This window comes from Cyanobium usitatum str. Tous (genome assembly GCF_003011885.1).
Taxonomy (GTDB): domain Bacteria; phylum Cyanobacteriota; class Cyanobacteriia; order PCC-6307; family Cyanobiaceae; genus Cyanobium_A; species Cyanobium_A usitatum.
Map to the genome: position 1 here is coordinate 102,729 of NZ_PXXO01000005.1, position 23,052 is coordinate 125,780.

Annotated in this window: 36 protein-coding genes, 1 tRNA gene and 1 pseudogene; 17 read left to right on the top strand and 21 right to left on the bottom strand. The window is 62.6% G+C overall.

Annotated elements, in window-relative coordinates; all coding sequences use genetic code 11:
• The first annotated feature begins 93 nt into the window (after positions 1–93).
• The 3 genes from C7K55_RS05910 to C7K55_RS05920 are packed head-to-tail and all read left to right on the top strand — an operon-like array spanning position 94 to position 2,572.
• A complete protein-coding gene (locus C7K55_RS05910; protein WP_106502485.1) occupies positions 94–1,218 on the top strand; it encodes a trypsin-like peptidase domain-containing protein in 1,125 nt (374 codons plus the stop codon).
• Positions 1,215–1,832 (top strand): TIGR04282 family arsenosugar biosynthesis glycosyltransferase, encoded by a 618-nt coding sequence (locus C7K55_RS05915; protein WP_241518215.1) that lies wholly within the window; start codon positions 1,215–1,217, stop codon positions 1,830–1,832. Before C7K55_RS05910 ends, C7K55_RS05915 begins: the two co-directional genes overlap by 4 nt.
• Complete coding sequence (locus C7K55_RS05920; protein ID WP_106502486.1) at positions 1,823–2,572, top strand: TIGR04283 family arsenosugar biosynthesis glycosyltransferase; 750 nt, start codon at positions 1,823–1,825, stop codon at positions 2,570–2,572. Before C7K55_RS05915 ends, C7K55_RS05920 begins: the two co-directional genes overlap by 10 nt.
• Here the strand turns inward: C7K55_RS05920 and C7K55_RS05925 are convergent.
• The gene (locus C7K55_RS05925) at positions 2,569–3,057 is read right to left on the bottom strand and encodes a GNAT family N-acetyltransferase (protein WP_106502487.1); all 489 of its coding nucleotides are present in this window, start codon (positions 3,055–3,057) and stop codon (positions 2,569–2,571) included. The two genes, C7K55_RS05920 and C7K55_RS05925, sit on opposite strands and share 4 nt — an antisense overlap.
• A gap of 8 nt (positions 3,058–3,065) precedes the next feature.
• On the opposite strand from C7K55_RS05925, the gene C7K55_RS05930 reads away from it, so the two are divergent.
• Positions 3,066–3,902: an alpha/beta fold hydrolase gene (locus C7K55_RS05930; RefSeq protein ID WP_338152864.1), complete on the top strand. Its 837-nt coding sequence runs from the start codon at positions 3,066–3,068 to the stop codon at positions 3,900–3,902.
• Positions 3,903–3,933: 31 nt separating this feature from the next.
• On the opposite strand, the gene C7K55_RS05935 is transcribed toward C7K55_RS05930, so the two are convergent.
• Positions 3,934–5,733: an ABC transporter ATP-binding protein gene (locus C7K55_RS05935; RefSeq protein WP_193486186.1), complete on the bottom strand. Its 1,800-nt coding sequence runs from the start codon at positions 5,731–5,733 to the stop codon at positions 3,934–3,936.
• Positions 5,733–6,380, bottom strand: a complete 648-nt coding sequence (hisG, locus tag C7K55_RS05940) for an ATP phosphoribosyltransferase (protein ID WP_106502489.1) — start codon at positions 6,378–6,380, stop codon at positions 5,733–5,735. The genes C7K55_RS05935 and hisG overlap by 1 nt, the downstream gene beginning before the upstream one ends.
• 52 nt (positions 6,381–6,432) lie before the next feature.
• On the opposite strand from hisG, the gene gloB reads away from it, so the two are divergent.
• Positions 6,433–7,176, top strand: coding sequence for a hydroxyacylglutathione hydrolase (gene gloB / locus C7K55_RS05945; protein ID WP_106502490.1), 744 nt, complete (start codon positions 6,433–6,435; stop codon positions 7,174–7,176).
• On the opposite strand, the gene C7K55_RS05950 is transcribed toward gloB, so the two are convergent.
• Positions 7,173–8,288: an ABC transporter ATP-binding protein gene (locus tag C7K55_RS05950; protein WP_193486205.1), complete on the bottom strand. Its 1,116-nt coding sequence runs from the start codon at positions 8,286–8,288 to the stop codon at positions 7,173–7,175. The two genes, gloB and C7K55_RS05950, sit on opposite strands and share 4 nt — an antisense overlap.
• A gap of 74 nt (positions 8,289–8,362) precedes the next feature.
• Between C7K55_RS05950 and C7K55_RS05955 the strand changes: the two genes are divergently transcribed.
• Positions 8,363–8,764, top strand: a complete 402-nt coding sequence (locus tag C7K55_RS05955; RefSeq protein ID WP_106502491.1) for a RidA family protein — start codon at positions 8,363–8,365, stop codon at positions 8,762–8,764.
• An 18-nt stretch (positions 8,765–8,782) separates the two neighbouring features.
• Here the strand turns inward: C7K55_RS05955 and C7K55_RS13710 are convergent, their stop codons facing one another.
• Both C7K55_RS13710 and C7K55_RS13870 read right to left on the bottom strand, forming a co-directional pair.
• Positions 8,783–8,950 carry a hypothetical protein gene (locus C7K55_RS13710; RefSeq protein WP_206603479.1) on the bottom strand — a complete coding sequence of 56 codons (168 nt, stop codon included), beginning with the start codon at positions 8,948–8,950 and terminating at the stop codon, positions 8,783–8,785.
• 35 nt (positions 8,951–8,985) lie between these two features.
• On the bottom strand, positions 8,986–9,177 hold the full coding sequence (locus C7K55_RS13870) for a hypothetical protein (RefSeq protein ID WP_206603480.1): 192 nt from the start codon (positions 9,175–9,177) through the stop codon (positions 8,986–8,988).
• A gap of 109 nt (positions 9,178–9,286) precedes the next feature.
• On the opposite strand from C7K55_RS13870, the gene C7K55_RS13715 reads away from it, so the two are divergent.
• A complete protein-coding gene (locus C7K55_RS13715; protein ID WP_193486189.1) occupies positions 9,287–9,433 on the top strand; it encodes a hypothetical protein in 147 nt (48 codons plus the stop codon).
• A gap of 43 nt (positions 9,434–9,476) precedes the next feature.
• Positions 9,477–9,550, top strand: a tRNA-Pro gene (locus C7K55_RS05960).
• A 204-nt stretch (positions 9,551–9,754) separates the two neighbouring features.
• On the opposite strand, the gene C7K55_RS05965 is transcribed toward C7K55_RS05960, so the two are convergent.
• The gene (locus C7K55_RS05965) at positions 9,755–10,024 is read right to left on the bottom strand and encodes a hypothetical protein (RefSeq protein WP_106502492.1); all 270 of its coding nucleotides are present in this window, start codon (positions 10,022–10,024) and stop codon (positions 9,755–9,757) included.
• A 99-nt stretch (positions 10,025–10,123) separates the two neighbouring features.
• Here C7K55_RS05965 and C7K55_RS14020 point away from each other — a divergent pair.
• The 5 genes and pseudogenes from C7K55_RS14020 (at position 10,124) to brnA (ending at position 11,987) form a co-directional block, all read left to right on the top strand.
• Positions 10,124–10,618: pseudogene (locus C7K55_RS14020) on the top strand (alpha/beta family hydrolase).
• 45 nt (positions 10,619–10,663) lie between these two features.
• Positions 10,664–10,951: a prevent-host-death protein gene (locus tag C7K55_RS05975; protein WP_106502493.1), complete on the top strand. Its 288-nt coding sequence runs from the start codon at positions 10,664–10,666 to the stop codon at positions 10,949–10,951.
• On the top strand, positions 10,948–11,388 hold the full coding sequence (locus C7K55_RS05980) for a type II toxin-antitoxin system VapC family toxin (RefSeq protein ID WP_106502576.1): 441 nt from the start codon (positions 10,948–10,950) through the stop codon (positions 11,386–11,388). Before C7K55_RS05975 ends, C7K55_RS05980 begins: the two co-directional genes overlap by 4 nt.
• 94 nt (positions 11,389–11,482) lie before the next feature.
• A complete protein-coding gene (locus C7K55_RS05985) occupies positions 11,483–11,746 on the top strand; it encodes a BrnT family toxin (protein ID WP_193486195.1) in 264 nt (87 codons plus the stop codon).
• Positions 11,733–11,987: a type II toxin-antitoxin system BrnA family antitoxin gene (gene brnA / locus C7K55_RS05990; protein ID WP_106502495.1), complete on the top strand. Its 255-nt coding sequence runs from the start codon at positions 11,733–11,735 to the stop codon at positions 11,985–11,987. The genes C7K55_RS05985 and brnA overlap by 14 nt, the downstream gene beginning before the upstream one ends.
• A gap of 9 nt (positions 11,988–11,996) precedes the next feature.
• On the opposite strand, the gene C7K55_RS13725 is transcribed toward brnA, so the two are convergent.
• The 6 genes from C7K55_RS13725 to C7K55_RS06020 form a co-directional block, all read right to left on the bottom strand.
• Complete coding sequence (locus C7K55_RS13725) at positions 11,997–12,272, bottom strand: type II toxin-antitoxin system HicA family toxin (protein WP_106502496.1); 276 nt, start codon at positions 12,270–12,272, stop codon at positions 11,997–11,999.
• Entirely contained in the window at positions 12,273–12,470 is a 198-nt protein-coding gene (locus tag C7K55_RS06000) for a type II toxin-antitoxin system HicB family antitoxin (RefSeq protein WP_106502497.1), read from the bottom strand.
• A gap of 42 nt (positions 12,471–12,512) precedes the next feature.
• On the bottom strand, positions 12,513–12,707 hold the full coding sequence (locus C7K55_RS06005) for a hypothetical protein (RefSeq protein ID WP_106502577.1): 195 nt from the start codon (positions 12,705–12,707) through the stop codon (positions 12,513–12,515).
• Positions 12,708–13,059: 352 nt separating this feature from the next.
• Complete coding sequence (locus tag C7K55_RS06010) at positions 13,060–13,500, bottom strand: MFS transporter (protein ID WP_106502498.1); 441 nt, start codon at positions 13,498–13,500, stop codon at positions 13,060–13,062.
• Positions 13,501–13,800: 300 nt separating this feature from the next.
• A complete protein-coding gene (locus tag C7K55_RS13555) occupies positions 13,801–14,547 on the bottom strand; it encodes a hypothetical protein (RefSeq protein ID WP_127431987.1) in 747 nt (248 codons plus the stop codon).
• Between the two features lie 245 nt (positions 14,548–14,792).
• Positions 14,793–15,170 (bottom strand): hypothetical protein, encoded by a 378-nt coding sequence (locus C7K55_RS06020; protein WP_106502500.1) that lies wholly within the window; start codon positions 15,168–15,170, stop codon positions 14,793–14,795.
• A gap of 109 nt (positions 15,171–15,279) precedes the next feature.
• Here C7K55_RS06020 and C7K55_RS13560 point away from each other — a divergent pair, with 109 nt between their 5' ends.
• Positions 15,280–15,417, top strand: a complete 138-nt coding sequence (locus C7K55_RS13560; RefSeq protein WP_161956125.1) for a hypothetical protein — start codon at positions 15,280–15,282, stop codon at positions 15,415–15,417.
• Between the two features lie 352 nt (positions 15,418–15,769).
• Complete coding sequence (locus C7K55_RS13730) at positions 15,770–15,907, top strand: hypothetical protein (RefSeq protein WP_193486199.1); 138 nt, start codon at positions 15,770–15,772, stop codon at positions 15,905–15,907.
• Positions 15,908–15,950: 43 nt separating this feature from the next.
• Here C7K55_RS13730 and C7K55_RS06025 read toward each other — a convergent pair whose 3' ends face one another.
• The 7 genes from C7K55_RS06025 to C7K55_RS06055 all read right to left on the bottom strand — a co-directional run bounded on the left by C7K55_RS06025 (position 15,951) and on the right by C7K55_RS06055 (position 20,721).
• Complete coding sequence (locus tag C7K55_RS06025) at positions 15,951–16,268, bottom strand: hypothetical protein (protein WP_106502501.1); 318 nt, start codon at positions 16,266–16,268, stop codon at positions 15,951–15,953.
• 989 nt (positions 16,269–17,257) lie between these two features.
• Entirely contained in the window at positions 17,258–17,485 is a 228-nt protein-coding gene (locus C7K55_RS06030) for a Nif11-like leader peptide family natural product precursor (RefSeq protein WP_106502502.1), read from the bottom strand.
• Positions 17,486–17,631: 146 nt separating this feature from the next.
• Positions 17,632–18,189, bottom strand: a complete 558-nt coding sequence (locus tag C7K55_RS06035) for a DUF924 family protein (protein ID WP_106502503.1) — start codon at positions 18,187–18,189, stop codon at positions 17,632–17,634.
• Positions 18,189–18,485, bottom strand: coding sequence for an MTH1187 family thiamine-binding protein (locus tag C7K55_RS06040; RefSeq protein WP_106502504.1), 297 nt, complete (start codon positions 18,483–18,485; stop codon positions 18,189–18,191). Before C7K55_RS06040 ends, C7K55_RS06035 begins: the two co-directional genes overlap by 1 nt.
• Positions 18,486–18,576: 91 nt before the next feature.
• Complete coding sequence (locus tag C7K55_RS06045; protein ID WP_106502505.1) at positions 18,577–19,389, bottom strand: class II aldolase/adducin family protein; 813 nt, start codon at positions 19,387–19,389, stop codon at positions 18,577–18,579.
• 69 nt (positions 19,390–19,458) lie between these two features.
• Positions 19,459–20,079, bottom strand: a complete 621-nt coding sequence (locus C7K55_RS06050) for a hypothetical protein (RefSeq protein ID WP_127431988.1) — start codon at positions 20,077–20,079, stop codon at positions 19,459–19,461.
• 441 nt (positions 20,080–20,520) lie between these two features.
• On the bottom strand, positions 20,521–20,721 hold the full coding sequence (locus C7K55_RS06055; protein ID WP_106502507.1) for a hypothetical protein: 201 nt from the start codon (positions 20,719–20,721) through the stop codon (positions 20,521–20,523).
• A gap of 9 nt (positions 20,722–20,730) precedes the next feature.
• Between C7K55_RS06055 and C7K55_RS06060 the strand changes: the two genes are divergently transcribed.
• On the top strand, positions 20,731–21,129 hold the full coding sequence (locus C7K55_RS06060; RefSeq protein ID WP_241518217.1) for a VapC toxin family PIN domain ribonuclease: 399 nt from the start codon (positions 20,731–20,733) through the stop codon (positions 21,127–21,129).
• Positions 21,130–21,565: 436 nt separating this feature from the next.
• Here C7K55_RS06060 and C7K55_RS06065 read toward each other — a convergent pair whose 3' ends face one another.
• Complete coding sequence (locus C7K55_RS06065) at positions 21,566–22,708, bottom strand: cation:proton antiporter (protein ID WP_106502508.1); 1,143 nt, start codon at positions 22,706–22,708, stop codon at positions 21,566–21,568.
• A gap of 147 nt (positions 22,709–22,855) precedes the next feature.
• Here C7K55_RS06065 and C7K55_RS06070 point away from each other — a divergent pair, with 147 nt between their 5' ends.
• On the top strand, positions 22,856–23,050 hold the full coding sequence (locus C7K55_RS06070; RefSeq protein WP_106502509.1) for a hypothetical protein: 195 nt from the start codon (positions 22,856–22,858) through the stop codon (positions 23,048–23,050).
• Positions 23,051–23,052 lie beyond the last annotated feature (2 nt).

Below are 23,052 nucleotides of genomic sequence, written 5' to 3' on the forward strand. Positions count from 1 at the left end.
TTCCGCCTTATCGAAGGAGCCGAATCTACGCATGGTTGCGTAGCAGGGCCGTCTTTAATGAAACGGATTCAGACCTGGCCCAGTTCCATCCCCATGCTCCGCCTCTCCCCCCGCTGTCGAGCTGCGCTAGTCGCCCCTGCAGCGCTGCTGCTGGTGGGCTGCAGCCAAGGGCTGCCTGGGCTGCCTGGCCGCCAGAGCACCCAGACACCGATCAGTGATGCACCCCCAACGCCGCCGCTGCAGCAGGGCAACACCCTGATCGTTGATGCGGTGGCCAAGGTGGGGCCAGCCGTAGTGCGAATCGACACCGTCAAGCGCCTGGTGAACCCCCTGGGCGGCCTGTTTGGCCGCGGACCCACCATTCAGCAGCAGCAGGGCCAGGGCTCGGGCTTCATCACCCGTTCTGACGGAGTGTTGCTCACCAATGCCCACGTGGTGGAAGGGGCCAGTGAAGTGACTGTGACCCTGCCCGATGGCCGCAGCTTCACCGGCAAGGTGCTCGGCAGCGATCCGCTCACCGATGTAGCGGTAGTGAAGGTGGTGGCTTCCAAGCTGCCGGTGGCTCCGCTGGGAGATTCCGCCAAAGTGCGCCCAGGCGAGTGGGCCATCGCCATTGGCAATCCGCTGGGCCTCGACAACACCGTCACAGCTGGAATCATCAGCGCGATCCAGCGCACCAATGCGGTAGGTGAGGGCCAGCGCGTGCCCTACATCCAGACCGACGCCGCCGTGAATCCCGGCAACAGTGGCGGCCCCCTAATCAATGACCGGGGTCAGGTGATCGGCATCAATACAGCCATCCGTCAGGCCCCAGGCGCCGGCCTGAGTTTTGCGATCCCAATCAACGTTGCTCGCCAGATCGCCGCCCAGATCCTCGAGAAGGGCTCCGCCAGCCATCCCTACATCGGCGTACGACTGCAGGCCCTCACGCCCCAGTTGGCTAGGGAGATCAACGCCAGCACCGATGAATGCCGGCTTCCCGAGGCGAATGGGGTGGTGGTGGTGGAGGTGATGCCCGGCAGCCCAGCCGCTGAGGGTGGCCTCAAGCCCTGCGACCTGATCGACCAGGTGGGAGGCAAGGCCGTAAAGAACCCCTCCGAGGTGCAGCTGGCCGTGGACCAGGGCCGGGTGGGTCAGCCCTTGGCCGTATCCCTGCGTCGCGGCGACGGGAGGCTGACCCTGCAGCTCAAGCCAGCAGAACTGCCCCGCCAGGGGTGAGTGCCACCTGCAGCCGCCAGCTGATCGTGATGGCCCGCTGGCCGGCTCCGGGCCGTTGCAAGCGACGCTTGGCCCGAGAGCTTGGCGCAGCCAGGGCCGCCCAAATCCAGGCGCGGCTGACAGTGCACACCCTGGCGGCGGCTAGGGACGCCCGCCAGGGTCACGGCCTTGAACTGGTGCTTGCCGTTGAGGGCTTGGGTGGCCTCGCCGCCAGCCGTTGGGGCCAGGCGCTCGGGGCGGACAGAACCGTGCTGCAGGGGCGAGGGGCGCTGGGATTGCGCATGCAGCGCCAGTTTCAGCGTGCCGCCAGGGAAGGGGCCAGCAAGGTGGTGCTGATCGGCAGCGACCTGCCCGAGCTCGAAGCCAGCGACCTGTCAGCCGCCTTTACGTCCCTTGGGCACCGCCAGGGGGTGTTGGGCCCGGCCCTCGATGGGGGCTACTGGCTGATTGGGCTGCGGCGTCCCGAGCCGGAGCTGCTCGCCGGCATCGCCTGGGGGAGCGAGCAGGTGCTCGAGCAAACCTTGGCGGCAATGGCGCGTCGGGGCCTGGAGCCGGAACTGCTAACCCGCCGCGGCGACCTCGACTGGGCCAGGGACCTGCTGCCATGGCGCTGATCACCCCAACAATCACTCCAACCATCACCCCAACTATCTCCGTGGTGATTGCCGCCCGCAATGAGGCGCCGCGGCTGCCTCTGTTGCTGGCCGATCTGGCGGCGGGGTGGGAGTTGCTGAAGGAGATTGTGGTGGTGGATGGCGGCAGCGCCGATGCCAGCGCCCGGGTGGCGGCCCTAGCCGGTGCCCAGGTGCTGGCCAGCCCCCCCGGCAGGGGGAGGCAGTTCGGCCTGGGAGTTGAAAGCAGCAGCGGCTCCTGGCTACTGCTGCTGCATGCCGATGCACGCCTGCCAGAGCGCTGGCAGCAGGCCGTGGCACGGGCCATCGACCGCGATGGACCAAAACCTATCGATGCGGCCTGGTATTTCGACCTGAGGATCTCTGGGGCTGGCCTTGGCCTGCGGTTGGTGGAGGCGGGAGTAGCGCTGCGCAGCCGCTGGCGGCAGCTGCCCTATGGCGACCAGGGCTTGCTGCTGCCCCGATCGCTGCTGCAGCGGGCAGGGGGCCTGCTGCCCTTACCCCTGATGGAAGACCTGGAGCTGGCGCTGCGGCTGCGGCGCCACTGCCGGCTAAGGCCGCTGGGTGCCCAGCTGAGGGTTGATGGTCGCCGCTGGCAGCAGCTGGGCGTATGGCAGACGGCACTTAGCAACGCCCAGCTGCGGCGGGCCTGGCGGCGGGGCGGCAGCGCGGAGGAGCTCGCTAGCCGCTACTACCAAACGGGTGACATGAGCCGGCGCTAGGGGGAATACCAGAAAGCGCAACGGCGCTGCAGCGGTTCAAGCTCCCAGCCCTGGGCGATATAGAAGGCCACCACCTCTGGGTCGGCAAACAGGCTGACCCGATCCACTTCCATCGAGCGCAGCTGATCGAGGACGTAAACCATCAACTGCTTGCCCAGCCCAGCACCTTGATAAAGGGGATGTACTGCCACGTCCCAGACGGTGGCCTCGACGACGCCATCGCCGGTGCAGCGGGCGAAGCCCACCAGCTTTGGCATCCGGGGGTCGTGGCGCCACAGACCCACCCGCAGCAGGCTGTGCTGGAGGGCTTTGCGCACGCGGCGCAGGGGCCGGCGGCTCCAGCCCACGGCATCGCAGAGCCGCTCAAGCTCGAACAAGTCGATTTCCCGCTCGCGGCTGAGCACCAGGCTGTGCTGGGAATTGGGCGTGGGGCAGAGCCGGTGCTGGTCCCCGTAGAGGCTGGTGAGGAGCTCGGCCGAAGCCACAGGGGCGGGTGCAACGCAATGGAACGATCCTGCCCGATGGTCGTTCGAGTTGCGATCGCTGCGCCAGCCTGGGGGGCCCGGGTTGCCGAGCGCTAGTGCACCAAGCCCCCTCCCCCCTGCTGGTGGCACTGCATGGCTGGCTGCTGGCCGGCAGGTTGTGGACGCCCCTGGCAGCAGCGCTGGCACCACGCTGGGAGCTGTGGAGTCCGGATTTACCGGGCTTTGGCCAGCGGCCCAGGCCCCGGGGGCTGCAGCCAAACCTGGCCAGCTACGGCCGCTGGCTAGCCGCAGCGGCCCAGGAGCAGGCGGGCGGCAGACCAATAGTGCTGCTGGGCCATTCCCTCGGGGGCAGCATCGCCCTGCATGCGGCGCCCCTACTGGGCGAGCAACTGGTGGGGGTGATCCAGATCGCCGCCGGCGGTGGTGTCTATCAGCCGCGAGCCTTTGCCCAGGTGCGCCGCGGCGGCGCCCTGTTTTTGCGCTGGCGTCCTGGCTGGCTGGCGGAGCTGCCGGGCAGCGATCCCGTGCGCAGCCCCCTGCTCGCCGAGCGCCGGGCAGCCCAGGGTCTGCTGGCCTGCAGCACCGGCCCTGGGGCTGTGCGCCAGCTGCCCCAGCTCACTGCCCGCCTGCAGGTGCCAAGCCTGTGGATTGCCGGCGAACGCGACCAGGTGATGGCATCTCGCTATGTGCGCCATCTGGCCGGTTACGCCCCAGAGCACGAGTTCATCGAGTTGGCTAGAGCTGGCCACCTGCCGATGGGCCAGATGCCTGAGCAACTGGCGGCGCCGATTCAGCAGTGGCTGGGCCAGTTGCCCTGCAGTCAGTTGCCATGCAGCCAGTTGTAAATCAGCAAGTTGCCAGGGTCTGAAGACTGATTCAGAGAGCGGCCAGGCCCCGCTCCTGCAGGTCGGCCAGCTGGGCATAGACACCCCCCGCCAGGCGCAAGTCGCTGTGGCTGCCCTGCTCAATCAAGTGCCCCTTGCGCAACACCAAGATGCGATCTGCCGCCTCCACCGTGGCAAGGCGGTGGGCAATCACGATGGCGGTGCGCTGCTGCAGCAGGCGCGAAAGATCCCGCTGCAGGGTGGCTTCGGTGGAGGGATCCATAAAAGCCGTGGCCTCATCCATCACCAGCACTGAGGGATCGCGGATCGCCACTCGGGCCACTGAGAGGAGTTGGCGCTCGCCGGAGGAGAGGTTGCCGCCGCGCTCACGCAGCTCCGTGGCCAGCCCATCAGGCAGGCGTCGCAGCAGGGGCTCCAGGCCAAGCTCAGCGCAGATCTGATGCAGTGCTTCGCTGCTGATCGGGGCGTCGAGGCGCAGATTGTCGGCCACGTTGCCGCTGAAGAGGAAGGTGTCCTGCAGGACCACCCCTAGCCGCTGACGCAGGGTGGGAATCGGCAATTGGCGGATGTCGATGCCATCGAGCAGGATCCGGCCGCGCTGGGGCTCATAGAGCCGGCACAACAGGCGGATCACGGTGGTTTTGCCTGAGCCGGTAGGGCCCACAAGGGCCACGTGTTCACCGGGAGCAATGCGGAAGGAAAGATCGGTGAGGATCGGGTCGTCTTCTCGATAGGCAAAAGACACGTTGTCGAAAATCACCTCACCAGCACTGGCCCGCTTACTGCCGCTCTGAATGGCTGCAGCAGAGCGTTCACTAGCTGGTAGATCAGCGATCTCGATCGGTTGCTCGAGCAGCTCGCCGATGCGTTCAACAGCGGTGAGGCCCCCCTGGATCTGGGTGAAGCGCTCCGCCAGCTGGCGCAGGGGATCAAACAACCGCTGGGAATAAAGGATGAAGGTGGTGAGGGTGCCTAGGCCCATGGCACTGCCGAGCACCATCCAGCCGCCCAGGGCAAGCACCACGGCCACGGCGGTCAGGGCCACCCATTCGATGAAGGCCGAGATGGCGCTGTCAAAGAGGATTGTGCCGTTGACGGCCTCGCGATAGGCGGCGGTGACCTGGGAGAAACGGGCGCTGTTGGTGGCCTCGCGGCGGAACATTTGCACCACCTCCAAGCCCTGGAGGTTTTCCTGCAGATCAGCATTGAGCTGGCTGAGCTCCTCGCGCACCCGGTAGTTGGCCTTACGGAAGCGACCTTGCAACCAAAGAATGCCGAGCACCACCGGCACCTGGCTGACCAGCAGCAGCAGGCCGAGCCGCCACTCGATCGAGATCATCGTGACCGCGATCACCAGCAGGGTGACCAGGTCGGCCAGCACACCCACGGCGCCACTGCCAAACACCTCGGCTAGGGCATCGACATCACTGGTGAGCCGGGTGAGCAGCTTGCCAACGGGAGTGCGGTCGTGGAAGCGCAGCGACAGTGCCATGGCGTGGGCAAACAGGTCGTCGCGGATGCGGGCGGTGAGCCGCTGGCCAACGGCCTGAACGTTGAAGGTTTGGATGCCCTGCAAACCCAGACGCAGCATCACCGCACCAAGCAGCAACAGCACCAGCAGGCGCAGGGCCTCCGGCACCGCCATGCCATCAAGCCAGCCCAGGGTGGGTTCTCGCCGCAACACGGCGATTGCCTGGCCCACCAGCAGCGGTTGCACCGCAGCGGCGAAGGCCACCGGGATCAGCAGCAGCAGGGTGAGGCCGAGGCGGCGGCGATCACGGCCGAGGTAGGGCAGCAGGCGGGCCAGGCGTTGCCGGTCAAGGCCTGCCATCAGCTACCTCGGGGGGTGGCAACCAGTGCGATGCGGTCGACGATTGCCTGTAGGGGACCGTCGTCGAGTCGCAGGGCTAAGGGGTGGCCCACCAGCCTGGCGGTGGAGTGGAAAAGATCTTCAATGGCGATCAGGCCGTTTTCCTCCAGGGTGCGACCGGTGGCTACCAGATCGACGATCGCCTCACTCATGCCGGTAATCGGTCCCAGCTCTACCGATCCAGCTAGATGGATCAACTCCACCGGTAGGTCGAGGGCATCAAAGAAGGCCTGGGCGCAGCCGGTGAATTTGCTAGCAACGCGGCAGTGGGCGGGCAGGTCGGAAGCGCGGCGATAGCCACTACTTGCCTTCACCGCCACGCTCATGCGGCACCCACCGAAACCCAGATCGAGCAGCTGGGCTACCGGCAGCTGGTGTTCGCGGATCACGTCGTAGCCCACCACGCCGAGCTGGGCCTGGCCATAGGCCACGTAGACGGGCACATCGGCATTGCGCACCAGCAGGGCCCGGGCCTGGCCGCAGGCGCTGGGCACCATCAACTGGCGGTTGCCGGGCTCAAGCAGGCCAGCGAAATCGAGACCAGCGGCCGCAAAACGGGCCACCGAATCCTTAAGCAGGGCACCTTTAGCGAGGGCGACGGTGATCATGCCGGGGCTGCAGCGGTGATCATGGAAAGGCGCCACAAACTGGACTTTAACGATGCAGCAACTCAGCGTCGGGCTGATTCCGGTACTGCGCGACAACTACATCTTTCTGATGCAGCGCCAGGGCCAGGCGGTGGTGGTCGATCCTGCCGTGGCAGAGCCAGTGATCGCTGCCCTCGAGCAGCAGGGGCTGGAGCTGGTGGCGATCCTGCAAACCCACCACCACAGCGACCACATCGGCGGCACCCCCGGACTTCTGGCCCGCTGGCCCAAGGCGGCGGTGCTGGCTAGCCGCGACGACCTGCTGCGAATTCCGCTGCAAACCATGGGGGTGGGCGATGGCGACAGCGTTGAGTTGCTGGGTGAGCAGGTGCAGGTGATCGCCGTGCCGGGGCATACCCGCGCCCACATCGCCTACTACCTGCCCGCTTCCGGGCACCTGTTCTGCGGCGACACCCTGTTTGCCGGGGGTTGCGGGCGATTGTTTGAGGGCAGCGCAGCCGACATGCATGTTTCGCTGCAGCGGCTGGCCCAGCTACCGGCAGCCACCAAGGTGTGGTGCGCCCATGAATACACGCAAGCCAATTTGGGCTGGGCCGCCGCGGTGGTGGCAGCCAGCGATCCCTGCGCCGGTGCTATTGAGGCGCGGCTGGCGGCGGTTGGGGCGGCGCGGGCCCGGGGCGAAGCCACCATCCCCAGCAGCGTGGAGCTGGAGCGAGCCACCAATTTGTTTGTGCGAGCAAGTAGCCCGGAGCAGTTGGCCGAGCTGCGGCTTAGTAAGGATCACTGGCCCAGCTAGGGCCGCTGGGCAGGGGGGCCAACCTGCAGGGCCTGCTGGGATGGGAAGAGCACACCAAGGGCTCCGGGGCGCAGGGTTAGCCGGCAGCGTTGGCCCCGGCTGTATTCAGCCTCCAAAGGCAAGCGCAGCCGTAGTTTCAGATCACCGAGCTGCACTCGGTAGAGCCATTCCCGGCCCAGGAATTCTCGCCCCTGCACCCAGGCCTCGCCCTCCGCATCTGGATGGAGACCAATCGCCTCAGGACTGACCAGCACCTCCTCGCTATCACCTGCAGCTCCCCCTTGGGGCAGCAGGGAGGAGCCGGCTTTGGCGTGCAGGCTTCCTAGAGCTGTGACCACCTGCTCACCACATCGCTGGGCCGGCAGCAGGTTGCCTTGGAGCACAAAGCGCCCCACAAAGGAGGTGGCGGGGTGCTGCACCAGCTGCCTGGGGCTGGCGCATTGATGCAGCACCCCATCGCGCAACACCGCCACTCGATCACAGATGGCAAGTGCTTCTTCGGGATCGTGGGTAACGATCAGGCCGCTGGCACCACAGCGCGAAAGCACGGCGGGCAGCTCGCTGCGCAGCCGCAGGCGCACCTCCACATCGAGGTTTGAGAAGGGTTCATCGAGGAGCACCACGGAGGGGCCCGGCGCCAGGGCCCGGGCCAATGCGAGCCGCTGGCGCTGGCCGCCCGAAAGCTCGTGGGGATAACGGCCCTCCAAGCCATTGAGCCCGAGCAGCTCCAGCAACCAACTAGCCCGGCTGCTGTCCTGACCGCGCCGCAGGCCAAAACAGGCATTGCGCCAGGCGTCCAGGTGGGGGAACAGGGCGTAGTCCTGAAACACCATGCCAACGCCGCGGCGCTCCGGTGGTAGCCAGCGGCCTTGACCGGCCACGGCCCGGCCGTCGATCAATACAGAACCGCGCTCTGGCCGCTCAAAGCCAGCGATCAAGCGCAGCAGGGTGGTTTTGCCGCAACCGGAGGGTCCAAGCAAGCCCACCAATTCGCCCTGATGGAGGGCTAGATCAATGCCCTGCAACGTCCAGTCGCCTGCTGTGGCATTGGCGTAGCGGTGCCACAGGCCTTGCAGCTGCACGTGTTCGCGCAACGGCAAATCGGCAGGCATCAGCTCGGCAAGGGGGCTGGCGATCGGCGCAGGACCGGCAAGGGCCATAGGCTCAGCCACCATCCTGACCTGGCATGAGTCACCCGATGCAGCCCGAAGCCGTAATCACCGCCAGCGCCCCTGCGCCAGTAGGCCCTTATAACCAGGCGGTGAAGGCGGGGGGAGTGCTGTATTGCTCCGGTCAGATCGCCCTGGATCCCAGCACTGGCTTGATGGTGGGGGCTGGCGATGTGGAGGCCGAGACCCGCCAGGTGCTCAGCAACTTGCAGGCCGTGCTGGAAGCTGGCGGCAGCAGCCCAGGACAGGTGCTGCGCACCACGGTATTTCTGGCAGACCTGGGCGATTTCGCTCGGGTTAATGCGATTTATGCGGAGCTATTTAGCGATGGGGTGTCGCCGGCTCGGGCCTGTGTCGAAGTGGCGGCTCTGCCCAAGGGGGCTCGGGTTGAAATCGACTGCATTGCCTTAGCCGTTTAGTAACTGACTGCTAAGGAACTAGTTGGGTGGATTCAAGGGGCAATCCATCAGCCCGGCAGCTTGCTCATCTACGGCGCTGAGTCGCTCCAGGATTGAGCGCAGGTCGAGGACGGACAATTCGCCATCTCGCCCCCACTTCATCACCGAGCGACCGATATCAGTGGAGTCGCCATTGCCGGAGCTCATCACCATGACCAGGACCCCGCGTGTTGATTTCAACACTAGCTAGGCGCGGGGAGCATGAATTCAAATAATTCGCCCTGCACCAGCACCGAGCCTTGGCGAGGACCAGGGGACTGGGGGTGACCCCGGACTGGAGCAGCACAAAAGGTCTGCAAATGTGACATCCACTCTTCGGCGCGGAAGACGGCGTAGGGGGAGGAAACCGGGGCGGATGCCGGGGTGGAAATCATGACCCTGGACCATTAATACACCCGTACTATAGGCGTGAAATCGCATTGTCAACTGCCCAGGCCTGGCCCGCTTTGGAAAGGATGGTGGGTTGGCCTGTCTGCGATTGAGATGAAACTGCCAGAGGGTTGGCGGGTCTGGCTGCTGGTTATTGGGCTGAATGTCCTAGCCGGCTATCTCTGGTTTATCGATCGAGCCGTCGAGCCGCCAGCCGCTGGTGGCAACCTCCTGGACCTGATCCGATCCCTAGGCCGCTGAGCCTTGCCTGATGGCGCCGGCGCACCCCTAAGCTCATCAGCGACGGGGCGTGGCGCAGCTTGGTAGCGCGGGTGCTTTGGGAGCACTAGGTCGCAGGTTCGAATCCTGTCGCCCCGATTGACTTTTCACCGATAGGCCTTCAGCAGGGCACCCAAAAGGCACCCAAACCGTGTTCAAGCGTTATGTGGCTTCCTCTCTTGGCGGCTGCTTTCAGCGCCAAAAAGGCGCCGCCCGCGCCAGCGGAGCGAGGAAACCGGCCACTTCTCAGGGGCCTTGCATCAATTGCTTACCGGGATTTGGTCCCGACTTGCGGTGTCTTGATCAGTCATTACGCAGCCGATTGGAAAAACTGCTGCGCAGTGCTGGCTCAGCAGGCTCTGAAATTGGCTGCCGACCGCCCTTGACACCAATCGACTCCCGGCAGCGGTCCACCAGCTCCTGCCGCAGCACGTCGGGGCTTTCGATGCGGATGCCACCGCCAAAGGCAAATAGCCAGCTGGGCAGATCGATGTCGGCCGCAACTGTCCAGCTAGGCAGATCCAGCTCCACCGGGTAGGGATGGCTGGAGTCGGCCGGGCCGGGTTCGAGCACATGCGGCGCCTTGGGGTGGTGCCACCAGCTATCGCCAGGCAGGGGCTTGGAGAAGCGGTTGTGCTCGATTAGGTAGCGCAGCAGGCCCTACGCAAGCAGGTGCAGCTGGAGAGGCAGCTCAATCCAAACCTGCCCCTGTTTATTGGCGGCAAGTCGATGGGCGGCCGGGTAGCGAGCCTGCTCCTAAACGAGCTTGCAGCCAGCTATGGGGTGAAGGGTTGCCTTTGCCTTGGCTATCCCTTCCATCCACCAGGCAAGCCGCTGTAGCTACGCACCGAGCACCTGGCCACCCTGCAGACGCCAGCACTGATCTTGCAGGGCGAACGCGACAGCTTTGGGCGCCGTGAGGAGGTTGACTCCTACAGCCTCTCGCAACAGATACAGCTGCGCTGGATACCTAGTGGTGACCACAGCTTTAAGCCCACCCGCAGCTCTGGCCTGAGCGAGGCGGAGAACTGGACGACAGCTGTGGAATTCAGTGATCAGTTCCTACGGCTGCTGCTGATGTCGCCTGGATCTACGCCTCAGCAGCCACATCCCGCTGAGGGATCAGGGCCGCATGGCAAAAGCAGTACTGCTTTCAGTACCAAATAATGCCCAGGCGGCCTAGGGTTGCCCTATCGACTGCTGAGTCTGTCCATGGCCGACCAGCCCCTAAACGTGCTCCGTTCGGCCGAGCTCAAGCGGGGCGGCATCGCGGCGGTGGAGCAAGCCCTACGTGCTGGTCCGGTGCATCTGCTCAAGCGCAACAGCCCAGCGGCCGTAGTGATCAGTGAAGCTGAATACAACCGCCTGCGGCGATTAGCTGATCGTCCAGCCGCTGCAGGGCCGAGCTGCCTGGACTGGTTACTGGCCCTGCCCTCAGCAGCGACAGCCCGGAGCAAGCAGGAGATCGACGCTGAGCTGCGGCAGGAACGCGAGTGGTGATTGCCTTTCTCGATGCCAGCGCCGTGATCTACGCCGTAGAAGGAACAGAGGCGTGGGCCGAGGTTCTGAAGCAACAGCTGCGGCAGCTGGCCACAACGGCAGATACCTCCGCAGGGGGCCTGCAGCTGGCCATCAGCCGCCTGAGCTGGCTGGAGTGCCGAGTTGGACCGCTGCGCCGGCGGGATGCGGAGGCCCTGAGCCGGTTCGATGACTTTTTCCTGCACCCGGACCTGGAATGGGTGGAGCTCAGCCCGGCTGTTGTGGAGCAGGCCACGCAATTACGGGCCGAGCACAACCTGCGTACCCCCGATGCGCTGCAGGCAGCCAGCTGTCTGCAGCTTGGTGCCGGTGCCGTGATGGTCACTGGCGATGCCGGTTTCCAGAGGGTGCCGTCACTCCGCCTGGCGCTAGTGAACGGAGCTGAAGGCCAAAACTGAATCAGGGGATTAGGGCCATCCCAGTGATGCCCCTATCCCAATTCGGCAGAGCGTCCATTCCTCTGCGCCAAAAAAGGTATAGATTTTGCACTCTATGGACTTTGAGTTCGACTCGCTCAAGAGCAAGGCCAACCAGGCGAAGCACGGCATCGACTTCGTCGATGCCCAGGCTCTGTGGAACGATCCCGACCTACTGGAAATCCCAGCCCGCACCACAGATGAGCCGCGGTTTCTCGTCATTGCTCAGATCCATGGCAAGCACTGGTCAGCCGTGATCACCCATCGCCGCCAGGCCATCCGTCTCATTTCTGTCCGTCGCTCCCGCCTGGAAGAGGTACAGCTCTATGAACAGCTCTGAATTCGATCGTCGCTTTGATGCTGGTGACACCGTGCTCGACGCACTTGATCTCGACGCCGCTACGCGGCCCCGCTTGCAGCAAAAGCGCGTCAATGTTGATTTCCCCCTCTGGATGGTCGAGCAGCTCGATCGTGAGGCCACCCGCCTTGGCGTGACACGTCAATCGATCATCAAAGTCTGGCTCGCTGAGCGACTGGAGCACCGCACTGAATCAAGCCTGGGCACAGCCACCATCCACTGAAGGACCTCATCACCAAAGGCCTATCTGCTCAGTCTCGGCGCTACCAAGACTGAATCGAGACGTTTCTGGTGTCGCACCGATAGGTGCGCCCTGCTGAGCAGCACCGATAGGTGCGCCCTGCAGAACCACACCAAGCGGTTGCTTGATGCCGCTGCACTCTCCTGGTCGCGACCGGCGTTCTCCATTGCTCAAGATCAAGTGGCCGGACTCCCGCACAATGCGGTAGCCCAGCTTCTGGAACACACGAACCGCATCCTTTTGGCTGATGCCTGGCAAGCGAGGCATTCAGATCGCCAGCTCAATCGTCTCCACCTGCTTGATACCGGCTTCTTCTGCCTCCACCTCAAGCCAAAGACCGATGGCCTCACGGATGCTGGTAAGAGCTTCTTCCCTGGTCTCGCCCTGGGAGTGGCAGCCAGGGAGATCCAGGCAACTCACCGACCAACCCTCCTCTGTCTCCAGTAAACGGATCCTGTACGACACCGCCGGTTCCTCGTTATTCCTTGAACCTAGCCAGATCCAGCCTCAGCGCTGCAACAACCAGCGCAGCAGCGACAGGCCAATGATCAGCCCGATGCCGGTGTTCCAGAGCCAGGACGGACGCTCCGCCAACCGTTGCAGCCAGGCAGGCAGCTGATCACGCCACTGCTCCATCGCCAGCACCGCCAGCAGCAGCAGGACTAGGGGGATGCCGATGGCCAGAACAAGCTCGCGCAACATCGGCATCTCGCTGGCCGCCGCGACTGCAGCTGCGCGCCCACTGGGACTTGATACTAACGCTCCGCCGGAAACAAGGATCCTGGCCAGGCCTGCAATGGCGCCGCATAGTGAGGCTCAATCCCTGTGGCTGAAGTACAGCGGCAGCGCGATGACTGCTCCGTCGCTTCCCCTCAAAGCCTCCACTCAGACCAGCTCATTCCCTAGTCACAACATGAGCTGCGCCTAGCGACATGAACCATGCCGAGACGGGAGCAACTTGGCATGTTCAGCAGGACAGGCTTACCAATCCCCTGCCACAAGTAAGGCCAGTAGAAACTCGATCACTCTCCACTAAATCGGGGTTACCCCACCTTCAGCTTCTACGGGTTGATGGCAACCAGGTTCTGCGCTCCAGCAAAAGCGCTATCGAAGCCAACACAAGGGCAAAAACGCAGGTTCCGGGCCACTGCCATTGACTCCAGAACAGTGAGATCGCTATAGAGCAGAGGGCTGCCCCTAGGTAAGCGGTGAAAAACAATTGCCCGCTCATTCGGCTGCGGGCGGCTGGGTCGAGGGCATAGATGCGGGTTTGGTTAGCCACGAAGCTGCCCTGTACACCCAGATCCACGGCTACCAACCCCAGAGATAAGCCCACCAGGGATGTAGGCCATAAGCCCAACAGCAGCACTCCCAGAGCGGTGCAGGTCACCCCGGCCGCCACGATCTGATCGGAACCAAGGCGATCCACCAGACGGCCGATGCCAGGTGCGGCCAAGATGCTCACCAGGCCTACCAAGCCGAAGCTGCCAATCATGCCTGGCCCGAATCGCCAGGAGAAGCAGCAATTCCTTTGGACCTGGAGGTCTTTGATCGCTCAGGGCTATTTGGCGTGGTGGTGCATGCGATGCATCACCTCAACAAGCCGCGTTTGCGAAAGATCTAATTTGTCCTGACCACCGCAGAAGACTGGCCGAAGGGCCATCAGCCTGCTGCTGGTGATCGGGCGCCAGCAGGGAGCCCGCAAGCATCAAAGCCTTAGGCCACTATCGCTGTCGTCCTGGCGGACACTCCGGAGAATCTGGTTCGGCCGACCTGAGCGACCGAACACCGAGCATCAACTGCCCGATCCGTAGGCCACCTGACACACCGCATTGAGCAGCTGAGCTTGGTCTGATGTGCCGGGCTGCTGACCATTCAGCAACCCCTGCTGACAGTTCGCGGCACCCATCAATTGTTGACCATCGACGTTGTAGTTGAAGCTGGCGCCATAAGTGCCAACGGCTTCAACGGAGCCATAGTTGAGCTCGTAGCTGGTATTCGGAACAACAATCACAGGAGAACTGTTGTTGGAAGCAGCATCCACCAGACCGGTGATGGCTGCACCAGTGGCCAAGCCTGCCAGGCCCCAGGCCGCGGAACTGGCACCCCACCAGCCCCAGCCACCCCAACCTCCATACCAACCAGTTCCCCAAGGGCGGTTGCCCCAGTAGCCGCCATTGCGCCAGTTGTTGTTCCAACCGTTGTAATCACGATTGTAGAAGTTGTTGTTGACGTTGATGTTGCGGTTAAACCGGTCGTTGTCGAAGCTACCGTTCACCCGATTGTCATCACCCCAGTTGCTACGGGTGCCTTCGCCATACATCGGGTGATTGCCCTGGTAGCCCCGCTGGAAGTCGTTGTTTTGGAAGTGATAACTTCCACCACCCCAGCTGCGACCACCAGCCCCGGCGCCGCCCCAGCCACCGGCACGTCCGCCGCCGCCGCCGAAACCACCACCGCCACCGCGGGCCTCCACCAGCGAAGGTGTAGCTAGGCCACCCACCAACAACACCGAAACCCCAAGTGCGTACCAACGCTTCATCGGCAAGCTGGATCACCCAGCGATTTGATTTGTTTGCTTGATAGCAAATCGCTCCAGCAGCCTTAGAAACTGCAGGGATCTGTTACAGAGCGCGGCTTTCCCATCCCAATGGCCCCACTGACGTTGGCGCGGGAGCCTCCGGGGGTGGGGGGGGCGATCAGCCAGCATCTGCATGCCAGCAAAAACATCAACCGAGCGCAGCACCCGACGGGGCGGTTGTCGACAATTACGGCCCTTGTCACATCTCAAAACCCAACTTTTACCTTCACTGGTGCCTGGGGATCCATGTCCACCTGGATCGGTTTGCTCTCATCCACCTTGACCTGGATCGGCTGGGTATTGCTTACCTGCACCTCCACCGGCGTTTTGTTAGTCATGCTCAGATTGATCGGAGCATGCTCAACCACTTTCACCGCCAGGCTGCGGGTGGGTTCAATCTGAACCGCCCTTGGCATGTTCAGCTCCCCCTTGACCTTCCCGCTGAGTTGCAGCGGCTCCGTGAAGCTGTGCTCCAGCTTCACCTGGATTGGATGTTTGCTGAGGCGCTCCAAGCCGGCGAGTGCCATACCGCCGAGCGCTAGTGCTGTGACCGGCCAGCGCAGCTTCAGCCAGAGGGGAGTCATGCAGACGGGTAGAGGGACCCCCATTAAATGGCGCAGACCGTTAGGTGCCTACGCGGCGGTGGGCAAGCTTGCTCCGCGGCTACCACCTGGGTGAACCGCTGTTCTGGTGATGCCCCAATTCGCCGTGTTTTTCGCCGACGGTGCCGGCTTCGGCATCGAGATGGTGCAGTCCCTCGACGCTGCCCATGCCCAGGACATCGCCCGAGCCCAGCACCCCACTGGAAGGCTGTCAGCAGTTCCGGCTTAGCTGCTCGACGGCCAGGACCACCACAAGCTGCTCAGGGCGTGCCTCCGGGAGGAGGGGTGATCCAGCTCCTCCAGCCACTCTGGCGATCCAACAGGCGGTGGGTTGTGCGAGCTGCGATCCATGGATGGCTTGAAATTTGCAGTCAGATCGGCATCAGTAGCAAGGCAACGAAACCGCTTCAACAGTCAGGCAAGCGCCGAAGCCAAAAATTCGGCCACCAGCAACGCCTGCAATGGTCCTGATTGATGTAGTGGATCAATCGCAACGGCTGGGGTGGCGAACAGGTGCTTCTACCTGTTGCTATTTGCCAGGGCCCCTTCAGGCTGGAAGGGTCCTCCATGAGGTCTCCACCATGGCTGCACTCCGCGCCTTTGCCCGCTGGATCGGCGACAGTATTGGCCACGCTTTCGGCAACCCCCGAGAGGAGCACGCGACCCTGCCCCCCAACGTGGGTGTTCAGCCCTACCGCGACCAGCCACACCGCCGCTGATCGGCCCCGGCGCTGATACTTTTTGATGCCCTAGCTGGCTGCGTCAGAAGTAGCGCCGATAGGGGTGCCCGTCTTTGGTTTTGCCAATTGTGTATCTACCGCCTCTGGAGCCAGTTCTGGGCTGCTTGTCTATGCGATCACTCATGCGGTCGCGTATAAACTTACGACTTGACATGACGCGCTCATGCACTTCGTTCATCACACGCTGTAGGTGTTCCCTTTCGTCTTCCTCTTGAAACTCTTCTGGCAAAAGGCGCTCATCCTCTGAACGAGTGCTGAACCTTTCGTTCAACAAAACAGCAGCTACTACTAGCCCTGCAATGCCTGCTACCAACGCCAAAAACTGGAGAATCTCAGTCATCAGGGATGCCGTCGATATGACCGCTGTCTAAAAGTAAGGCGGCGCCACCGCTTCCACCGACAGGCAGGAACCGAAGCCAAAAACACTGCCACCAGCAACGCAGCGATCAGCCCAGCATCCGAATCCAGACCCACCACAGCACTGCCACCGGCATCATCGCCAGAGCCAGCACAGCAAGGCTTTGAAGTTGCTCAGAGTTCATTTGCCTCACTTTGTCCGGGCAACGAACCGGACCGCCACAAGCTGCTGCGGGCTTGGCTCAAGGGGGAGGGGTGAGGTCGGTGGAGCCAGGGAGCTTGCTCACCGAGGTCCACGATTCGGTAGTACTCACGGCCGTCTGAGCAGCACATATCGGCGTAGTAGCGCTCAAGCACTGCATATGCCTCGTCCTAGCTGTCAAACACCTGACCGGCTATGCCGTGGCTGATGCCGTCGTCGCGTTGCATCCGGTAGCTGCTCATGGCATCTGTCACTCTTCTTGCTTAGACATCTAAGCCGCCACCACTGCGCAGGGTCTGAGCGGCTGCATGCCACAAAGCAATCCCACCTTGCTCCGATTTGCAGCCAGAAGCAATGCGTTTAAAAGCTGATTGTGCTCAGCCGCTGGCGCAGCGATGCTGTGCTCATCAACCCAGGAGGCGCCCAACATGGACGACACGCCACCCCGCCAGGTTCGAGAAGCACGCTGACCGCAGGCCCCTGCTCCAACAGTCTTTATCTAACTGTGGGCGGGTCGTTCAGTCGGGCAAGAGAGCAGCATTCCCCAGTGCCGCTTACCTTGTGCGCCTGACTGATCGACACTCCGGCCGCACCGCTACAGGTGCCCTCAGGAGGACCATCCGCCCCACACCTGGAATGCATGGTCCCAGGTGCCAACGTCAGCAGCTTCGCTAGCCCATTCCACGCTCCAGCGTGTGAGGACACGACGACCCTCGGGGCCAACCCTGGGGGTTTTGTTTTGTATGTAGTGATCGCGGGCTAAAGCGCGCTCAGTAGTAGCGACCGGGATATTCACCAGGGTGATCGATACGGCTGATGCGGATACCAGAAGCCGACTGGCCGTGGAAGCGCAGGATGTCGCTGCCAGAGACCAGAAAGCCCCGCTCTTGGGCCAGCAGCGACACCTCATCAGCGGTAAGGGCATCAGCCATCATTTGCCGCAGGGCTGGATCAGCCCTCACATGTGCCAAGAACCGCAGTAGTTCGCTCTGGGGCACGGCAGCTCAGCAAGATCTGCAACATAGAACTGCCAGCAGGACAGGCATCAACGGCTTTTGACGCAATAGCCGCCTGACGAATACCAACCCAGCGGGCATCCCTTGCACCATGGACGCCGCCACCATTTCGCAGGGTCTGAACCGCTTCAGAAGCGTGAGCCTGCTGTCTGCAGGAAGGCCAGCTCCGCCGCACTAGACACCCGCCCCAAAGCGGCATTGCGGTGGGGGAAACGGCCAAAGCGGGCGATCACATCGCGGTGCCGGCAGGCGAAATCAGCAGTGCGCGGATCGCTGAATCGCTCAAACAGCGGCAGCGCCGCCTCTTGCACCGCCAGGTCTTCCGAGTGCATCAGCGGCATCAACCAGAACTGACGCCGCGCCTGCTCGGGTTCGGTCTCCAGCCAGCCGAGCTCCACCGCCCGCAGACTCAACCTCAGGGCCTGTGGATCACCAGCGAAAGCAATGGCGCTATCGCGCCAGATCTGCCGCGGGAACTGATCCAGCAGCAGCACCAGCGCCAGAGCCACGGTCGGCTCTGCATCCCATGCGCCGAGCTCACCGGCGATGGCGCGTCGGGTCAGGGCAACGAATCGCTGCAGCAGCAGCTGGTCAAAGGCCCGGTCCTTGGCGAACCACTGGTGCGGCCTGGTTTCGACAAACCAGAACTCGAGAACCTCGCTGGCTTGGTCTCGCTGGCCTGGCATCAGAGCAGGGCCTGCACGCTGGCCACCTTGTCCTCCAGGGTCTGCTCCTTATCGGTGCGGGTATTGATCTTGACGGTGGTGTAGACGCGAGGGCAGCCCATGGCGTGAACCGCCTTGTGGCAGGCCTCGATGGCGGCGAACACCGGCTCCCACTCCCCCTCGATCGCCGTGCCGTTGGGGTGCAGCTGGATCTTGAGGCCGGCTTCTGTAAGCACCTTCTCGCAGGCGGCGATGTAGGGGGCCAGGTGCACGCCCACCCCGATCGGCACCACACATAGATCAACGATCACCTTCATGGTCAGACCCGGCACATTGCACCCATCGTGGAGGCACCAGTAAAGGAGCTGCCGTGTCTGTTTTTCCGCCCTCGCACGCCGGTGTGGGCTGTCACTCCAGCAGATCAGGATCACTGTGGAGGATGTCCTCCCAGAACGACTGAAACCCCAGCCACCCATCCTGGGGCCTGCCGATGTGGGTCCGGGTGTAGGTGGCCCAGTCTTCCCGGATCAACTGGGGGCTGCCGGCCGCTTCGGCCAGCAGCTGGCTCTGGCAGCAGCGCTCCATGGAGATGAACCAGAAGGCGGCTGCATCCACGCTTTCTCCCACGCTGAACAGGCCGTGGTTCTGGTGGATGGCGGCCTTCCCCTGCATGAATTGCGCAGCGAAGGACCGGCCGGCTGCTTCCTCCAGCACCACCTTGCCGCCATCCTCTTGAATCAGCTCGTGGTCGTTGAAGAAGATGCAGCAGTCCTGGGTGATCGGATCGAGCCGTTTGCCAAGGCTCGAAAAGGCCTTGCCATAGGGCGAGTGGGCGTGAGCTGCGGCGATCACCTCCGGACGCAGCTCGTGGATGGCCGCATGCAGTACGAACGCCGCCCGATTCACCGGGCGATCGCCGATCACCACCTCGCCCGCGTGGTTCACCAACAGCAGGTCGCTGACGCGCACGCGGTTGAACGACAGCGCGAACGGGTTAACCCAGAAGTGATCCGGGAATTCCGGATCGCGGGCGGTGATGTGGCCGGCTACGCCTTCCCCGAACCCCAGCCGGCCGAAAATCCGCAGCGCTCCGGCTAGGCGTTCCTGGCGATGGCGCCGCTCGGCTGCCACGCAGCTGAATTGGGGCGGCGAGAGATCACGAAGGGACTTGGCCGTGAGTTGGATCCCAGCGATTTCGCCCGGACTGATCGGATCGGCCATGCCTCAAGCACCGCAGACTTCATCCTCTCAGCAACGGGCCGGCAGGTTCAGAGCCTTGGGTGTCGGTGGTCATTGCTTCACGGTGTTCGGGCGAGCTTCAAGCCGCTCGATGAGTTGCTGGAGTCGTTGATCTTGCTGTTGGAGCTGGCTTGTCAGCGATGCCCCAAGCAGGCCAAGAGCAGCTAGCCATACAGCCGAGGTGATCGCTACGGCCTTCCAAGGGAAGCCCTGGTGACGGTTGAGCGGTTCCTCCTCCTCCTCATCTGCGGCTTTTTTCTGTTTCTTGATCTTGGTGATCAGGACAGGCTCGACCTCTGGTTCCTCCAGGGTCAAGATCAATCGCAGCAGCGCTTCTGGGGTTGCAGGTACGAGGGCTCCACCTGTTTGCTCGATACCCATGGCTGCCGTCAGAGCAGCTCGGCATTGATCCAAACCACCACCAACCCAGAACAATCCCCAAGCCTTCTTGTGGCGATGCAACACCACCCAGCGCTCGGGCCTTCTGTCGTTGCGGACCAACTGGCAGGCCTTAGCCAATGACCAGGTTCTGCCGCTACTGACTGAGGGCTCAGAACTCAGCAGGAGCCTGCCTTCTGGGTCTTTGCTGTAGCCCGTTGCGAGCTCAAGAGCAAAGACATCCACGATCTGCACCTTGACCCCTTTCTGTTCTGGGGTCCAGGTAGGGCTCATGAAGAGCTGGGCTCCACCAATTCTGTGAAGGCAGTCAGGGGTGAGGGTGTTATCAGGCATTGCGTGCGATCAATGTTTGGAGAAGAGAAGGGAGGTATTTGGCGCGTGGCTTCTGTGATTCAAGGGCGCATTGAGCCCGTGGCTGAGTTGTTTGCCACCCGTGACAAACGGCTTGCTGAATCATCCCCTCACCTGCTCTTGACGCAGTAATTCCCGGAGCTGAACCAGCCCAGCGGGCAGCTCCGGCCACCCCTCACTCCACCAGCCTTAGCCGTGCCGGGGCTTGCTCACCGGAGGCCCGCAAACCGAAGCGGAGCACTAACTGATTTGCTCCGCAGCCTGCAGGGTTGCTGCTCACCGTGCTCAGGTTTTGCAAAAACGGTGGCGAGTGATCGGATCAGCTCATCAGCCAGCAAGAGCAGCAGCCGACCAAAGCTGGCCTTAACGGCGCAGGAATGGGAGGGCCGCCAGCAAGATGCCCACTAGCAGCTGCCCTATGAAACCGGGTACGACATAAGGCTCCACCATCATCATCAGCCCGCAGAGCATGGGGAGGCCCGCAGCCTGCTTGCGGCCATAGAGCAGGTAAGCCGAGCCCACTAAGCCCAGCATCAAGTTGAGGAACAGATCCAGAGGTTGCACTGTCAGGCAGTGGCTGCAGTCAGTCTGCAGGAGTCAGCCCCTAAAACCCAGCCGGTCCAAGTCGTCGTTTACCTCAGGTATGGCCATGGTTTTCTGCGTACCGATCACTGGCAGCACGAACCGCTCCATCAAGCGGTTGTCGCCTTCTTTGACCAGAACACTGCCCAGCTCATCACCTCACCTATTTGCATCGCTGAGGTGCTCTGCCTGCTTGGTAATCCAGGTAACCCTGCAGTACTGGCTGCCCAAAACCACCTGCTTCCAGAGGACTATGCCCGGGTCGCCGATCTCACCTTGGTGTGCCTCTTCGAGCGGCTTGATATCGCTGAGATCCTCACGCTCGACAGCGACTTTGATGTCTACCGGCGCTTCCGCAGGCAACCCTTCTGCCGGATTCCTCTTGGCTGAGCAAAGGCCTTTTGTATCGCCAGGGTCGGGTGTAGGGGCCAGGGGACTGGACCAGCGGCAATCGTCACATCAACAGGTAGGGATCGTCACACCTTTGTCCGCTCCGTTGCCGTGAGAATGAAGCAATCAATGGCACTAGCAAGCCCAGCCCTCAAAAAGTCGACTCGGATGAATTGATGATTCCTTTCCGTGCCCTGCTGCTACAGAGACTGATTTGCTCGGCCTGGTCCATCGGCGCGATTGCGCTGGTGACCGCCTCACTGCTGGAGTGGGGTGTGGTCGTTGCTGGCCCTGAAAGGTTGCTCTGATTGCAGCAGGGCGTTTAAAGTAATTAGTCAGATCAAAGTAGTTAGTTAGATCAGAAACAATGGCCCTCAAGCGTGGCCAGAAGAAAAGCCCTAAGAGATCAGCACCTATTCATCTTGGTTAAACAGGATCACCGCTTCACCGCCATAGCTAATGCCGGCAGCAGTAAGACTGACAGCAGGCTGCCGCCCACCAGAGCTGCTCCCACTTGCGGCGACATCAGCCCGGCCTGCACCTCGAGATAGGCGACAACAATCGGCAAATTGAGTGACTGTGACACCAGCAGCGAAAAGCGCAGTCGTTCGATCCGATCAGGCAGCGCCTGGCGATAAAGCAGCCACTGGGGCAGACCACGTATCAAGAGAATCCCCGCTAAGCAGATCACCGGTCCCCAGGGATGGGCTGCTACAGAGGCGAGGTCCAGCCGAGCACCGGCAACGACGAAGAACAGCGGTACGAATAAACCGTAGGCCGACGCCTCCAGTTGCTTGATCGCAGGGGAGATGTCGGGTTCGGCGACAAACCGCCTCATCACCAAGCCTGCCAGCAGTGTTCCCATCAGGATGGCAACCCCCAACGCCTCCGACAAGGCAATTAGTCCGACCACCAGCAGATACAGCAGCTGCATTGGCGTGGCGGATGCTGAGCCCGCTACAGACTCAAACCAATACCAACAACTTGACTGCCCCATCCGCGCCGGCACCAATGCCAGCAACCACGCCACCACCACCACAAGAGCAACACTGAGCACAGTTGTGATGGGATTGGTAGATCCCAGCAACAGAGCCACGGCCAACACCGGGCCCAGTTGTCCCCAAGTGCCTGCACTAAGCAACAACCGCCCCAGCGGTGAATCCCACTCTCCCGACTCCCGCAGGATCACCAGCAATGTCGATAGGGCGGTCGAACTGAGTGCCACCACCAATGCAACCGGACGTAACCCATCGCCGAGGGGCAGCACCGAGACCAGAAGCACCCCCACAATGAGAGTGGCAAGCCATCCCAAGGCCCCCAGCCGGCCTGGGGTGCCGCTAAGGGTTTTCTGATCAATATTCAGTCCTATTAAGGCGAAGATCAATCCAAGACCTATCTTCGCGAAAAGATCAATCGCTGGATCCTGCTGCACCAAGGCCAGGCCAGAAGGCCCTACAGCAATCCCCCCCAACATCAATAGCGCGACTGTTGGAAGCCGGCCTCCAAAAAGTCGAGCTACGAAGGGAGATACAGCAACAATGGCAACGATTGTCAGCAGTCCCTGTAGACCAACACTCATGGACTACGTAAAATTCTACCATCATCCTGCTCCAGCAGAGCTAGATCGTTGAGGAGGGGCCTTGCCTTACGTGCCGATGTGGTAGGCCAGTGATCGGCTGGGGTGGTATTTATCCGGCTGTTACTGCGTCAAGAGCCGGTGATAACAATGAGCGAAGCTCCTCGTCTTGAACAGCTAGGCCGCTTTCTGTTGCGGGGCCTGCGCATCGGCGCCAGCACCGTGTCGATCGTGGAGTTGCTGCGTAGCGACTGGACCGCTGGCATCAGTGCAGGCGTCGCCTGGCTGGTGTTTCTGCAGGTGGAGCGGCGGCTGCCGCCCCTCAGCCCGGAGACCGAGGACTGATT

Coding starts and splice junctions, on each gene's coding strand:
- C7K55_RS05910 (WP_106502485.1), top strand. CDS start 94: ATGCTCCGCCTCTCCCCCCGCTGTCGAGCTGCGCTAGTCGCCCCTGCA.
- C7K55_RS05920 (WP_106502486.1), top strand. CDS start 1,823: ATGGCGCTGATCACCCCAACAATCACTCCAACCATCACCCCAACTATC.
- C7K55_RS06070 (WP_106502509.1), top strand. CDS start 22,856: ATGAGCGAAGCTCCTCGTCTTGAACAGCTAGGCCGCTTTCTGTTGCGG.
- C7K55_RS06065 (WP_106502508.1), bottom strand. CDS start 22,708: ATGAGTGTTGGTCTACAGGGACTGCTGACAATCGTTGCCATTGTTGCT.
- C7K55_RS05975 (WP_106502493.1), top strand. CDS start 10,664: ATGGCCGACCAGCCCCTAAACGTGCTCCGTTCGGCCGAGCTCAAGCGG.
- C7K55_RS06035 (WP_106502503.1), bottom strand. CDS start 18,189: ATGCCAGGCCAGCGAGACCAAGCCAGCGAGGTTCTCGAGTTCTGGTTT.
- C7K55_RS05935 (WP_193486186.1), bottom strand. CDS start 5,733: ATGGCAGGCCTTGACCGGCAACGCCTGGCCCGCCTGCTGCCCTACCTC.
- C7K55_RS05950 (WP_193486205.1), bottom strand. CDS start 8,288: ATGCCTGCCGATTTGCCGTTGCGCGAACACGTGCAGCTGCAAGGCCTG.
- C7K55_RS05985 (WP_193486195.1), top strand. CDS start 11,483: ATGGACTTTGAGTTCGACTCGCTCAAGAGCAAGGCCAACCAGGCGAAG.
- C7K55_RS13715 (WP_193486189.1), top strand. CDS start 9,287: ATGAAACTGCCAGAGGGTTGGCGGGTCTGGCTGCTGGTTATTGGGCTG.
- C7K55_RS13870 (WP_206603480.1), bottom strand. CDS start 9,177: ATGATTTCCACCCCGGCATCCGCCCCGGTTTCCTCCCCCTACGCCGTC.
- C7K55_RS06025 (WP_106502501.1), bottom strand. CDS start 16,268: ATGACTGAGATTCTCCAGTTTTTGGCGTTGGTAGCAGGCATTGCAGGG.
- C7K55_RS13730 (WP_193486199.1), top strand. CDS start 15,770: ATGGCTGCACTCCGCGCCTTTGCCCGCTGGATCGGCGACAGTATTGGC.
- C7K55_RS13725 (WP_106502496.1), bottom strand. CDS start 12,272: ATGCCTCGCTTGCCAGGCATCAGCCAAAAGGATGCGGTTCGTGTGTTC.
- C7K55_RS13560 (WP_161956125.1), top strand. CDS start 15,280: ATGCCCCAATTCGCCGTGTTTTTCGCCGACGGTGCCGGCTTCGGCATC.
- C7K55_RS13710 (WP_206603479.1), bottom strand. CDS start 8,950: ATGAGCTCCGGCAATGGCGACTCCACTGATATCGGTCGCTCGGTGATG.
- hisG (WP_106502489.1), bottom strand. CDS start 6,380: ATGATCACCGTCGCCCTCGCTAAAGGTGCCCTGCTTAAGGATTCGGTG.
- C7K55_RS06045 (WP_106502505.1), bottom strand. CDS start 19,389: ATGGCCGATCCGATCAGTCCGGGCGAAATCGCTGGGATCCAACTCACG.
- brnA (WP_106502495.1), top strand. CDS start 11,733: ATGAACAGCTCTGAATTCGATCGTCGCTTTGATGCTGGTGACACCGTG.
- C7K55_RS13555 (WP_127431987.1), bottom strand. CDS start 14,547: ATGAAGCGTTGGTACGCACTTGGGGTTTCGGTGTTGTTGGTGGGTGGC.
- C7K55_RS05955 (WP_106502491.1), top strand. CDS start 8,363: ATGAGTCACCCGATGCAGCCCGAAGCCGTAATCACCGCCAGCGCCCCT.
- gloB (WP_106502490.1), top strand. CDS start 6,433: ATGCAGCAACTCAGCGTCGGGCTGATTCCGGTACTGCGCGACAACTAC.
- C7K55_RS06050 (WP_127431988.1), bottom strand. CDS start 20,079: ATGAGCCCTACCTGGACCCCAGAACAGAAAGGGGTCAAGGTGCAGATC.
- C7K55_RS06010 (WP_106502498.1), bottom strand. CDS start 13,500: ATGATTGGCAGCTTCGGCTTGGTAGGCCTGGTGAGCATCTTGGCCGCA.
- C7K55_RS06020 (WP_106502500.1), bottom strand. CDS start 15,170: ATGACTCCCCTCTGGCTGAAGCTGCGCTGGCCGGTCACAGCACTAGCG.
- C7K55_RS06005 (WP_106502577.1), bottom strand. CDS start 12,707: ATGTTGCGCGAGCTTGTTCTGGCCATCGGCATCCCCCTAGTCCTGCTG.
- C7K55_RS06040 (WP_106502504.1), bottom strand. CDS start 18,485: ATGAAGGTGATCGTTGATCTATGTGTGGTGCCGATCGGGGTGGGCGTG.